Origin of the sequence: Bacillus cereus group sp. N24 (genome assembly GCF_016483345.1) — a bacterium.
In the GTDB taxonomy this organism is placed as follows: Bacteria; Bacillota; Bacilli; order Bacillales; family Bacillaceae_G; genus Bacillus_A; species Bacillus_A toyonensis.
The window spans coordinates 344,251-357,019 of sequence record NZ_JAEHCA010000002.1 but is presented as its reverse complement, the minus strand read 5'-3'; the positions used below and the strand labels follow the sequence as shown (position 1 = coordinate 357,019).

The window sequence follows — 12,769 nt, the reverse complement described above, 5'->3', positions numbered from 1 at the left end:
GAACGCATTGATTGTGATTCGGTTTTTTGATGTGTATTTTTAATGAGAAAATAGGAGGAAGGAGCTCGGACAATGGATAGAAAAGAACAAAAATCAATCATTGAAGGGCTTTTGTTTGTTTCTGGTGATGAAGGGATTTATCCAGAACAAATAGCGAAAGTTCTTGAAATTGAAGTGAATGAAGTAATAGATATTTTAGAAGAAATGCAAAAAGAATATGAAGGTGCACATCGCGGTTTGCAAATTGTACAATATGCAAAAGTATATCGCTTTGCTACAAAGAAAGAACATGCTTCGTACTATCAGAAATTAATAGATATCCCAACAGCTGCCTCACTCTCTCAAGCTGCTCTTGAAACGTTAGCGATCGTTGCATATCGTCAACCGATTACAAGGACAGAAATGGAAGAGATTCGAGGGGTAAAAACGGACAAGGCACTACAAACGTTAGTTTCACACTTACTTATAAAAGAAACTGGCCGAGCAGAAGGTCCAGGGCGTCCTATTTTATATGGAACGACAAAAGAATTTTTGGACACATTTGGATTGAAAACATTAGATGATTTACCGCTACTTTCTGAAGAGAGTGAACAAATGAATGAAGCAGATTTATTCTTCGGTTCTTTACAAGAAATATCAAAATAAAAGCTTAGCATTTTGCTAAGCTTTTTTTGTATATCAATTATATCCCGTGCCATACTAAGTGAAAAAAAGGAGACGAGTTATGAAGGGTATACGAAGTATTTTGTTGTTAATTTCTGTTTTATTATGTTTTTCTTTAAATAGTACCTCGGCTAAAAGATATATGATGTCTATTCATGCTACGTCTCCTTTACATATGCAGCGGCAACATCTTAGTAAAATGCAAGTGAACTTTTTAAAAGTTGGACAAGGTGATGCAACACTTATTGTATTGCCAAATGGACAAACAATGTTAATTGATGGAGGACCTTATGAAGCAGGAGAGGTTATCATTCAAAAACTAATCGAAAAAGGGATAAACCATTTAGATGTTATTGTTAGTACGCATCCTGATATGGATCATATTGGTGGACTAATTCCGATTGTAGAGCAAATGCCGGTCTCACTTATACTAGATAGTGGAAAAACATATAGCTCTTTTACATATCATACGTATCGAAATAATATTAAGAAAAGGGGAATACCTTTTGTTTCGGTAAAGGAAGGACAATATATACCGCTAGATCCACATGTTTCTATACAGGTATTAAACAATGGGAAATCGAAAGATGAAAATAATGAATCCTCAATTGTTTTAAAGGTTCGATATGGAAAGGCTGACTTTTTATTGATGGGCGATGCTGATGTACGGACGGAACATGAGATATTAAAGCAATTTGATGTACATGCAGATATATTAAAAGTTGGGCATCATGGCTCATATACTTCAACAAGTGAAACGTTTATAAAAAAAGTAGAACCACAGTTCGCTATTCTTTCGTATGGGAGTAGCAATCCGTATGGCCATCCTCACCAAAGTGTATTAAGGAGATTGAAACGGCACGGTATAATGATATATGGAACAAATAAACGCACTGTAGAAGTGAATACAGATGGGGAACATATTATGATAGGGTCTAGTGGATTAATGCCATTATTGAAGTAATTCATACATTAGAGATGGAGACCGTCCCTTTTTGGAAAAAATGAATAACATATATTATAATTACGAGAGACGTAATTATAATATATGTTTCGTTAAACAAAATGGAAATTTCATTAGAATGTATAGACAACTACTCGTGCGTATATTAAGATGGAATTAGGCGAATAAGGTAATAAGAACAAGTAGGAAAGTTTATGGGAAAGGGTCGATGAAAATGAAAACGCAAATTGTCATCAATGCCAAAATTTACACAGGTCAAGAAGTAGTGGGAAACGGATTTATTCGTTACGCAGAAACAATTAAAGAAATTGGTTTGATGGCTCAATATGTACCACAAGAAGATGAAACTGTTATTGATGCTACAGGGAAGATTGTAATTCCAGGTATGATTGATGTTCATATTCATGGTGGATACGATATTGATGCGATGGATGCAAATAGCGATGGATTAGTAACTCTAGGTAAAGAAATGTTAAAAGAAGGGGTTACAACTTACTTCCCGACAACAATGACACAAGCTCCAGAAGCAATAGAAGCGGCACTAAGTGCTGCAAAGGAAGCGAAAGAAAAAGGAGCACATTTCGAATATATTCATTTAGAAGGACCGTATGTTTCAAAAAAACGTGCAGGTGCACAACCACTAGAACATATCGTTCCTGCGAATATTGAACAGTTTAAACAATGGCAGGAAGCAAGCGGTAATTTAATTAAGTTAGTAACATATGCACCAGAGGAAGAAGGAGCATTAGAGTTTGAACAGTATCTTGCTGAAACTGGTGTTGTTGGCACAATGGGGCATACAGATGCAATTGATGCGCAACTAAAAAATAGAAACATTACACATGCAACACATTTGTACAATCAAATGCGTGGATTACATCACCGTGAACCAGGAGTTGTTGGTCATGTGTTATTAAATCCAGATGTAATGGTTGAAGTAATTACAGATGGCATTCATATTCACCCTGATATGGTGAAATTAGCATATAAATTAAAAGGACCGAAAAAAGTAAGTGTCATTACTGACGCAATGCGAGCAAAAGGTCTTGAAGATGGATTATATGAACTTGGCGGACAGCCAGTACATGTAAAAGATGGTAGTGCTCGATTAGAAGATGGAACGTTAGCTGGTAGTATTCTAAAAATGGATCAAGCTTTCCGAAATGTAATTGAATTTACAGGATGTTCAATCGAAGACGCAGTACGTATGACATCAGTTAACCAGGCAGAAGAGTTTGGATTAAATAATAAAGGTGCGTTAGCGGTAGGGAAAGATGCAGACTTTGTTGTGATGACTGAAAATTTACATGTATATGATACCGTTCGTTTAGGAATTCATATGAAGGAAGGGAAGTAATTAAATGAATATTCTTGTTGTAAAAACTCCAGAAGAATTAGCAGAAGCAGGTTATAAATTAATTGAAGAAGTTGTAAAATCAAAAGAAAATCCAACATTAGGAATGGCTACAGGAAGCTCTCCATTAGGTATTTATGCAGAAATGCGAAAAAATAAACTTGATACAAGTCATGTAACCACTGTAAACTTAGATGAGTACGTAAATTTACCACACGAAGATAAAAACAGCTATCACTATTTCATGCAAGAACAGTTGTTTGATTATCTTCCATTTAAACAAACTTATGTACCAAACGGGATGGCAAGTGATTTAGAGGAAGAGTGCACACGTTACGAGAGCATTCTAGCTGCTAACCCAGTTGACCTACAGATTCTTGGAATCGGTGAAAACGGTCACATCGGATTTAACGAGCCAGGAACAGCATTTAATTCTCCAACTAACATTGTTGAATTAACAGAATCTACACGCCAAGCAAACCTTCGTTTCTTCGAAAAAGAAGAAGATGTGCCAACTCATGCGATTACAATGGGAATTGGAAGCATTATGAAAGCAAAACAAATTCTACTTGTTGCTATGGGGCCTAAAAAGGCAGAAGCACTTAAAGAGTTATTGCAAGGTGAATATAGTGAAGCGTGTCCTGCTACAGTTTTACAACGTCATCCGAATGTAACCGTAATCGCTGATCAAGAAGCTCTATCTTTATGCAGTGAGGCGATTGCTGATGAACATCGACAAGTATTCACCATTTCCGATCTATTATCAGATTCAAGAGTGGGTGAAACAGCTAATTGAGGACGGCGAATGGAAGCCGGGAGACAAAATCCCATCTGAGAATGAACTTTGTGATAAGTTCGAAGTGAGTCGTATGACAATCAGACAGGCGATTAATAATTTAGTGGAACAAGGCTATTTATATCGGAAACGTGGAATTGGAACGTTTGTCCAACTTCCGAAAGTGGAACAAAAATTGCAAGGAATGACGGGATTCACAGAAGATATGATTTCTCGCGGGATGAACCCAAGTAGTCAATTACTTAGTTTCCGCCTCGTTCCAGCTACTGCGAAAATAGCAGACCGGTTGAGAATACAGGAGGGGGAGTCGGTTTATGAAGTGAGGCGTATTCGCTTAGCTGATGATGAACCGATTGCTTTTGAGACGACATATTTGTCGCCAGCTCTTGTAAAAGATATTAACGAAGAAATATTGCAACAATCTTTATATGAACATTTAGAGAAAAAACTGGGCTTTAAGCTTGTTAGCGCTACTCAATCAATTGAAGCTTCCATTGCAACGGATAATGAAGCTGAACATCTGCATATTCCTAAAAAGGCGCCTGTGCTTGTAATGCGCCAATGGTCATATTCAGAAGGTGAGATACCGTTAGAGTATGTGAAATGTATTTATCGTGGGGATCGTTATAAATTTATTACAAACATCGCACGTAACAAATAATATATTTCAGTTTGTAAAGTACAGTGAATTTTAAAGTGTTTAACATGTAAAGAAATAAAAATACGACTCATCCTTATAAGGAGTGAGTCGTATTTTTATTATGAGTAATTACGTGGTTAACAGCATCTTTAACCGTATTTACTACATAGTGAGCGTGCTCTTTTACTGCGTCATCTGCTTGAGACATAGCAAAACTGTGAGGAGTTAAAGAGAACATTGGAATATCATTATAAGAATCCCCTATGCAAGCAATTTCCTCTGGTTGTATTTGGAATTCTTTTAATAAAATAGAAATAGCAGAACCTTTACTAATATTAGGTGGCATTACATCTAAACATTGTTCTGCTGAAATGAAGGTGCTAACTTTCCCATGAAATTTTTCATCAATTTTTTTCTGAAGGAGTTGTAAGCTTTCCTTCGTTCCACCGACAGAAATTTTATTTGGAAAAATTGTATCATCAATTTTCTGTAATAGATTAGGTTCTTCAACAGAAGTCATCGTTACTTGTTGTTCAAGTTCATGAATAAACGGTGTTTTTTCTTCAATGTAGTAGTTATGTTCATCACTTACATAACGGAAATAAGGGTCTTCATTTGTCATAGCTAACAAATCTGGAAGAATGCTGGAATCGAAAGTTGCAGATAATAGCTTCTTATTTTCATGTGTATATACAAAAACACCATTTACACTAATACGATGGAAATTTGTATTAACCGCTCTCATTAAGTCTGCAATTTCATTATCAAGTCTTCCAGAAGCGAAACAAAGAATTACATTTTGTTCAGCTAAGCTGCGCAAAGCGATAACATCTTGTTCGTCGATAAAACCTCCGTGTTGCATCATTGTTCCATCAATATCACTTACAAACATTTTAATCATGTTGCAATCTCCTTTCTATGTACAGTTGCCCTTACATTATACGCATCATATACAAACATGTCTAAAAAATGAATTTTTATTAAATGGTAGATGTTTTACATTGACGACAAAGAAGAATATTCTGTAACATAAAAGCAGGCTATTTAAGTACGAGGGTGGTGTTATATGAGTAATTATCTAGAAATTAAAAAAGTTTTAAATAATAATGTCATCATTGCTAGCCATCCTGAACACGAGGAAGTAGTAGTGATTGGTAAAGGAATTGGATTTGGAAAAAAAGCGAAAGATGTATTGGAGCAAGAACAAATTGAAAAAATGTTTGTTTTAAAAAATGAACGTGATCGAGAACAATACAAACTGTTAGTGCCGCATGTGAGTGAAAAATTAATTGAATTAATGAATGACATTATGTTCTACATTCAAGACAAGGCAAAATCGCCATTAAATGAACATATTCACATCGCTTTAACAGATCATATTTCTTTTGCAGTTAAGCGGTTAAAACAAGGACTTACAATAGATAATCCTTTTCTGGTTGAAACGAAAATGCTGTATCCAGAAGAATATGAAATTGCTGAAGGTGTTGTAGACCTTTTAAATTCTCGTTTGCAAATTACATTGCCAGAAGGAGAAATTGGTTTTATTGCACTCCATATTTACAGTTCACTTACAAATTCAGATTTATCTTCAGTTAATCAAAACTCCCGTCTCATCGCACAACTTGTATCTTTAATTGAAACAAGCTTACAAATTACATTAGACCAAGAAAGTATTCACTATTTGCGCCTTATTCGTCATTTGCAATATGCTATTGAACGGGTGAAAAAGGGAGAAAAAGTTGAGGAATCACAAAGCTTTGCTGATTTATTAAAGGCAGAATATCCCGTCTGTTATAATTTAGCCTGGAAGCTAGTTAAGGTCATGCAAAAAGAATTGCAATTGCCTGTATATGAAGCTGAAAGTATTTATTTAACAATGCACTTGCAACGATTAGTGAAAGCGGAGCATGTGTAAAAAGACATATATTTTTGTCTAAAATGAAAACGTTAAAAAAAATCATTGAATCGCTTACAATAGTTATGTATAATAACTATTGCAAAGTTATACAAATTTCGACAAACACATTAAGGTAAGTAACGAAAACGTTTGCCTTAATTATAGTGAACTTATACGTAAACCTATTTTTGACACGTGTTACTGATTCGATCAGGCATGAGTGGAGAAAAGCCAGGAATGTAAGCTAGAGAAAGGGATATACTACCCTTTGTATAGCTATCGTTCTATCTTTTTTTCCTCATGCCTTTTTGGCGTTTGTCGGAAGGTATCAATATAGATAAGAGAGGAAGGGTTTCCATGTTTAAGAAGATCTTTGGTGTTCTTCAAAAAGTCGGGAAAGCGTTAATGCTTCCAGTAGCGATTTTACCGGCAGCAGGTATTTTACTTGGATTTGGTAATGCATTTCAAAATCCACAGTTAACAAATGTTATTCCTGCTTTAAAAGCAGATTGGTTCGTAATGGTTGCAAAAATTATGGAACAATCTGGTGATATTATTTTCGCTAACCTTGCATTATTATTCGCAGTTGGGGTAGCAATTGGTTTAGCGGGTGGAGACGGAGTAGCTGGTTTAGCAGCATTCGTTGGCTACCTAATTATGAACAAAACGATGAGTGTGTTCTTAGAAGTAGATAAGTTAGTAAAAGTAACAAGTTCTGGAGCAGACCCAGTGAAAATTGGATTTGCAGATCCAGCATATGCGAATGTATTAGGAATTCCAACGCTACAAACAGGAGTATTTGGTGGTATTATCGTCGGTATAGTAGCGGCATATTGCTATAATAAATACTTCAATATTGAATTACCTTCATACTTAGGTTTCTTTGCAGGTAAGCGTTTCGTACCGATCGCAACTGCAACATTCTCTTTAGTAGTAGGTATTATCATGTGCTTCATTTGGCCATACATTCAAGGTGGCTTAAATACGTTCTCACATCAAATGATTGATGCGAATAGAACATTAGCAGCATTTATTTTTGGTTTAATTGAACGTTCATTAATTCCATTTGGATTACATCACATTTTCTATTCACCGTTCTGGTTCGAATTTGGTCAGTACACAAATGCGGCTGGCGAATTAATCCGCGGTGACCAAAAAATCTTTATGGCACAGTTAAAAGATGGTGTAGAATTAACAGCAGGTACATTTACAACTGGTAAGTATCCGTTCATGATGTTCGGTCTTCCAGCAGCAGCTTTAGCAATGTACCATGAAGCACGTCCAGAAAATAAAAAATTAGCAGCTGGTATTTTAGGTTCTGCTGCATTAACATCTTTCTTAACAGGTATTACAGAACCACTTGAATTTTCATTCTTATTCGTAGCACCAGTATTATTCGGAATTCACGCTGTATTTGCTGGTCTATCATTTATGACAATGCAAATTTTAGGTGTTAAAATTGGTATGACATTCTCTGGTGGTTTAATCGACTTTATGTTATTCGGTGTATTACCAGGCCGTACAGCATGGTGGTGGGTAATTATTGTTGGTCTTGTACTAGCAGTTATTTACTACTTCGGATTCCGCTTTGCAATCCGTAAATGGAATTTAAAAACACCTGGTCGTGAAGTAGCAAATGCGAATGACGGCGCAGGAAAAACAGAAGCAGGTGAACTTCCTCGAGAAGTATTAGTAGCACTTGGTGGTAAAGAAAACATTGCTTCTTTAGATGCTTGTATTACTCGTTTACGTGTTCAAGTTAACGAACAAAAGAATGTAAACAAAGACCGCTTAAAAGAACTTGGAGCGGCTGGTGTACTTGAAGTTGGAAATAACATTCAAGCTATTTTCGGACCAAAATCTGACACATTAAAATCACAAATTCATGATATTATGTCAGGTCGTACACCTCATATTGAAAAAGAAGAGCCTGTAAAGGTAGAAGAAACTCCTCAAAAAGTTGATGAAAATGAAACAATCGTATCACCAATTGAAGGGAAAATCTTACCGATTACAGAAGTACCTGATCAAGTATTCTCAGGAAAAATGATGGGAGACGGATTTGCAATCGAGCCAACAGAAGGAACAGTAGTTTCTCCAGTTAATGGTGAGATCGTCAATGTATTCCCTACAAAGCATGCGATTGGTATTCAATCTGAGGGTGGAAAAGAGATATTAATTCACTTTGGTATTGATACTGTAAAATTAAATGGTGAAGGATTTGAGGCACTTGTAGCGCAAGGCGACAAAGTGAAACAAGGACAGCCATTATTAAAAGTAGATCTTGCATTCGTAAAAGAAAATGCACCATCTATTATTACGCCAATTGTATTTACAAATTTACAACAAGGGCAACAAGTCGAATTGAAAAAAGATGGAAATGTTAAGAAGGGCGAAAACGCTATTATTGACATTCAGTAGGAATTTGACGCAAAATGTTTATAATTATAATAGGCGATGTGGTTGACCGAACATCGCCTATTATATACAATAGATGATGTAGTACTCACGTCTATACAACTAAAAAAACTGTAATTTAAAGGAGATAAATTATCATGGAAAAAATCTTTAAAGTAACTAGCGACTCAGGAATTCATGCACGTCCAGCAACTCTACTTGTAAACACTGCAAGCAAATTTGGTTCTGACATTAACTTAGAGTATAACGGAAAAAACGTTAACTTAAAATCAATCATGGGCGTTATGTCTTTAGGCATTCAACAAAACGCAGAAATTAAAATCACTGCAAATGGTGATGATGCAGCTCAAGCACTAGCAGCTATCGAAGAAACTATGAAAAACGAAGGATTAGGAGAATAATGACTCTTAATATTCAAGGGATCGCTGCATCAAGTGGGATTGCTATTGCAAAGGCTTTCAGACTTGAGAATCCTGAATTTAACATTGAAAAGAAATCAATTACAAACGAAGCTGCTGAAATTGCACGCTTAGACGCTGCGCTTGAGAAAGCAAAAACTGAATTAGAAGCAATTAAGGACCACGCTTTTGCTGAGCTGGGTGCTGATAAAGCTGCGATCTTTGAAGCACATTTATTAGTATTAAATGATCCAGAACTAGTAAATCCGGTAAAAGATAAAGTAAATAGCGAAAAAGTAAATGCTGAATTTGCAATGGATGAAGTTGCATCAATGTTTATTTCTATGTTTGAAAACATGGATAACGAATATATGAAAGAACGTGCTGCGGACATTCGTGACGTAACAAAACGCGTTCTTGCACATTTACTAGGAATTAACTTCTCAAACCCTGGTACAATTTCTGAAGAAGTAATCATTATTGCTGAAGATTTAACACCATCTGATACAGCTCAGTTAAACCGTAAGTATGCAAAAGGTTTCACGACTGATATCGGTGGACGTACATCTCACTCTGCAATTATGGCTCGTTCTATGGAAATTCCTGCAGTTGTTGGTACGAAAGTTGTTATGGAGAAAATCCAAAACGGCGATATCGTAATCATCGATGGTTTAGATGGAGAAGTAATTGTAAACCCATCGGAAGAAACTCTTCGTTCTTTTGAAGAAAAGAAAGCGAAATTTGAAGAGCAAAAAGCAATATGGGCAAAATTAAAAGACCAAGCTACTGTAACAAGCGATGGACATCACGTTGAGCTTGTTGCTAATATCGGAACACCAAATGATGTACAAGGTATTATCGATAATGGCGGAGAAGGCGTTGGTTTATACCGTACAGAATTCTTATACATGGGCCGTGACAATCTTCCAACAGAAGAAGAGCAGTTCGAGGCGTATAAAGCAGTTCTTCAAGGTGTAAAAGAAGGTCAACCTGTCGTTGTTCGTACACTTGACATCGGTGGAGATAAAGAGCTTCCATACTTACATTTACCAAAAGAAATGAACCCATTCTTAGGATACCGTGCAATTCGCTTATGTCTTGATGAACAAGATGTGTTCCGTACACAACTTCGTGCATTACTTCGTGCTAGCGTATACGGTAACTTAAAAATTATGTTCCCAATGATTGCAACTCTTGATGAGTTCCGTCAAGCGAAAGCGATCTTATTAGAAGAGAAAGCAAAGCTTGTAGAAGCGGGTACAACTGTTTCTGATTCTATTGAAGTGGGTATGATGGTTGAAATTCCAGCTTCAGCAGTATTAGCAGATCAATTCGCAAAAGAAGTTGATTTCTTCTCTATCGGAACAAATGACTTAATCCAATACACAATGGCTGCAGACCGTATGAACGAGCGTGTAGCTTACTTATACCAACCATATAACCCATCTATTTTATGTCTTGTAAAAATGGTTATCGATGCTGCTCATAAAGAGGGCAAATGGGCTGGTATGTGTGGTGAGATGGCGGGAGATTCACTTGCTATCCCATTATTATTAGGATTAGGCTTAGATGAGTTCAGTATGAGTGCAACATCTATCCTTCCTGCAAGAACACAACTAAGCAAGTTGTCAAAAGCAGAAATGGAAACATTAGCAGAAAAAGCATTAACAATGTCAACTGCTGAAGAAGTTGTTGAATTAGTTAAAAGCATATAATCATAAAAAAACCTGAGTCGATTTGAAATCGGTCTCAGGTTTTTTCTATAAGAAAAGTAAATCTTATTAGCTTACTATCGAGGATAAAGAACAGAATTAGATAGCGATTGCAACGATATCAGTAGGGCATACACGTAAAATGCCAGTAAAAGTATTTCGATTTTGATTGTTCTTATCGTCTTTATTGTTATCTTTGTCGTCTTTATCATTATTACGAGCTAAAGCAGAGAAAAGAGCAACACCGTTAGCGAAACCTTCAAAAATTACATTGTTGAAAGTACCATTACCTCTAATGCTTAAAAGAGAAAGCTCTGTTCCAACTGAAATGCTAGCAAGTACGTTACATACAGCTGGTTGTTGTGGCTTAACTACTTCTTTCTCTTTCTCATGATGTCTGCACTCTCTTTCATGATGATGACAGTCTCTAAAGTTATCACAGCATCCAAATGATCCAAACATAATCCTCATCACCCCCTTCACACTTATAATCTATGTAAGTTCGGTAGTTAGTGACTGGACAGAGCGTGGAATTTTTTCTAGGGTATTTTCTCATTTTAAAAGACTAGCTGGGTGTTTAGTACGGAATGATGTTTAAAATAGGGGAAATATCACAAAAAAGTGTAAAGACCACCAAAATGAATGAAATAGGTAGGCTTTACACTTTTTTACTTTTATATAAAACAATGATATATACTGGGAGAGCTAACAGTAATGGTGCAATGGATCGTGCAGTATGTTTTTCTGCGTCTAATTGGAACGCTTCTTCTTTTGGGAATTGTAACACTGATATGTTTGCAGCATCGCCAATAAAATATAGAAGTAGTACAGTTACTATGTAACTTAAAAGTGCGATAAAGCTTCCGTATGAACTCAATGAAAATCCCTCTCTTGTTATCTATTTGTTATCATTGTATCATAATTGTAACAAAAATACACGGTTATATTTCGATACTTTAACAAATTTCGACACAAAACGTCATATTTGTTTATGGAATTAACATAAACTGTACTGTTTATCTATCTGTAGATATCGAATAACACATTGTAATATTACGGATGTGTGACAGAGTATAAAAAAACGAAGGTAATGAAATTACCTTCGTTTTTACTATTTTGCCCATTCACTCACTTGCTCTACGCTCATTCGTGGTGCAGGGTGGCCTTTTAAAGTTGATTCACCAATTGTAATAAGCATAATTGGTACGTATCGAGATGAAACATTGAATTCTTCTGTAAGTGCTTGTGGATTGAAACCACCGATAGCGCAAGTGTCCCAGCCAGTTGCTTTAGCTGCAAGCATAAGTTGCATTGCTGCTAAAGATGCATTTGAAAAAGCAGCATCTCTTGGGAATTGTTCACGAGTATATGCAGATTCAATATTTTTAGCTAAACGCTCTTTTGCTTCTTCTTTCATAAAGCCTTGTTCAACAATTGGACCATAAACGGGTGCAACATTTTTATAAGCTTCTAAATCACCTAAAACAGCGACTACTGCGGAAGCATCGAGAATTTGTTGTTGGTTATAAGCAATTGGATGTAATCGTTTTTGTACATCTTCTCCTTGGAAAACAAGGAATTTCCAGTGTTGCAGGTTCCAAGCAGAAGGTGCTTGTGCAGCTGCTTTTAAAATTTCATGTAATTCTGTCGATGAAATTTCTTTGTCTGGGTTGAATGCACGTGTAGACGTGCGTTCATATAGAACGTTAAAAAAGTTATCGTTTGTCATTATATATCCTCCAAATTATATATCAAATTATTTGAAAATAAATGTAATATCTTCTACTTACATTTTGTAAGTTGTCGAGTTTAAGAATATAATATCTTTATTTTAATTGTCAAGTTTTAAAGAGTAAGCTAGGGCATTCATACAAACGATACAATTCCTATAATCATACACTAAAAAAGGAATTTATAGAGTGAAAAA

Annotated in this window: 13 protein-coding genes; 9 read left to right on the top strand and 4 right to left on the bottom strand. The window is 35.8% G+C overall.

Annotated elements, in window-relative coordinates:
* Positions 1–72 precede the first annotated feature (72 nt).
* The 5 genes from scpB to phnF all read left to right on the top strand — a co-directional run bounded on the left by scpB (position 73) and on the right by phnF (position 4,438).
* Positions 73–645, top strand: coding sequence for a segregation/condensation protein ScpB (scpB, locus tag JDS95_RS04765; RefSeq protein WP_000375175.1), 573 nt, complete (start codon positions 73–75; stop codon positions 643–645).
* A 79-nt stretch (positions 646–724) separates the two neighbouring features.
* Positions 725–1,627: a ComEC/Rec2 family competence protein gene (locus JDS95_RS04760; RefSeq protein ID WP_000676375.1), complete on the top strand. Its 903-nt coding sequence runs from the start codon at positions 725–727 to the stop codon at positions 1,625–1,627.
* Positions 1,628–1,841: 214 nt separating this feature from the next.
* Positions 1,842–2,984: an N-acetylglucosamine-6-phosphate deacetylase gene (gene nagA, locus JDS95_RS04755; RefSeq protein WP_033660784.1), complete on the top strand. Its 1,143-nt coding sequence runs from the start codon at positions 1,842–1,844 to the stop codon at positions 2,982–2,984.
* 4 nt (positions 2,985–2,988) lie between these two features.
* The gene (gene nagB / locus JDS95_RS04750; protein WP_001024200.1) at positions 2,989–3,777 is read left to right on the top strand and encodes a glucosamine-6-phosphate deaminase; all 789 of its coding nucleotides are present in this window, start codon (positions 2,989–2,991) and stop codon (positions 3,775–3,777) included.
* Positions 3,707–4,438, top strand: coding sequence for a phosphonate metabolism transcriptional regulator PhnF (phnF, locus tag JDS95_RS04745; RefSeq protein WP_073990542.1), 732 nt, complete (start codon positions 3,707–3,709; stop codon positions 4,436–4,438). The genes nagB and phnF overlap by 71 nt, the downstream gene beginning before the upstream one ends.
* Before the next feature lie 73 nt (positions 4,439–4,511).
* Here the strand turns inward: phnF and JDS95_RS04740 are convergent, their stop codons facing one another.
* The gene (locus JDS95_RS04740; RefSeq protein ID WP_000594220.1) at positions 4,512–5,318 is read right to left on the bottom strand and encodes a Cof-type HAD-IIB family hydrolase; all 807 of its coding nucleotides are present in this window, start codon (positions 5,316–5,318) and stop codon (positions 4,512–4,514) included.
* A gap of 165 nt (positions 5,319–5,483) precedes the next feature.
* Here JDS95_RS04740 and glcT point away from each other — a divergent pair, with 165 nt between their 5' ends.
* The 4 genes from glcT to ptsP all read left to right on the top strand — a co-directional run bounded on the left by glcT (position 5,484) and on the right by ptsP (position 10,845).
* On the top strand, positions 5,484–6,332 hold the full coding sequence (gene glcT / locus JDS95_RS04735; protein ID WP_000073862.1) for a glucose PTS transporter transcription antiterminator GlcT: 849 nt from the start codon (positions 5,484–5,486) through the stop codon (positions 6,330–6,332).
* Between the two features lie 339 nt (positions 6,333–6,671).
* Positions 6,672–8,735 carry a PTS glucose transporter subunit IIABC gene (gene ptsG, locus JDS95_RS04730; protein WP_000473185.1) on the top strand — a complete coding sequence of 688 codons (2,064 nt, stop codon included), beginning with the start codon at positions 6,672–6,674 and terminating at the stop codon, positions 8,733–8,735.
* Between the two features lie 134 nt (positions 8,736–8,869).
* Complete coding sequence (gene ptsH / locus JDS95_RS04725; RefSeq protein ID WP_000411080.1) at positions 8,870–9,133, top strand: phosphocarrier protein HPr; 264 nt, start codon at positions 8,870–8,872, stop codon at positions 9,131–9,133.
* Positions 9,133–10,845, top strand: coding sequence for a phosphoenolpyruvate--protein phosphotransferase (ptsP, locus tag JDS95_RS04720; protein WP_000174210.1), 1,713 nt, complete (start codon positions 9,133–9,135; stop codon positions 10,843–10,845). Before ptsH ends, ptsP begins: the two co-directional genes overlap by 1 nt.
* Positions 10,846–10,941: 96 nt before the next feature.
* Here ptsP and JDS95_RS04715 read toward each other — a convergent pair whose 3' ends face one another.
* The 3 genes from JDS95_RS04715 to JDS95_RS04705 all read right to left on the bottom strand — a co-directional run bounded on the left by JDS95_RS04715 (position 10,942) and on the right by JDS95_RS04705 (position 12,571).
* A complete protein-coding gene (locus JDS95_RS04715) occupies positions 10,942–11,304 on the bottom strand; it encodes a DUF3915 family protein (RefSeq protein ID WP_000468019.1) in 363 nt (120 codons plus the stop codon).
* Between the two features lie 196 nt (positions 11,305–11,500).
* The gene (locus tag JDS95_RS04710) at positions 11,501–11,719 is read right to left on the bottom strand and encodes a hypothetical protein (protein WP_000100489.1); all 219 of its coding nucleotides are present in this window, start codon (positions 11,717–11,719) and stop codon (positions 11,501–11,503) included.
* Positions 11,720–11,953: 234 nt separating this feature from the next.
* Entirely contained in the window at positions 11,954–12,571 is a 618-nt protein-coding gene (locus tag JDS95_RS04705; RefSeq protein ID WP_000180373.1) for a nitroreductase family protein, read from the bottom strand.
* Between the last annotated feature and the right edge of the window lie 198 nt (positions 12,572–12,769).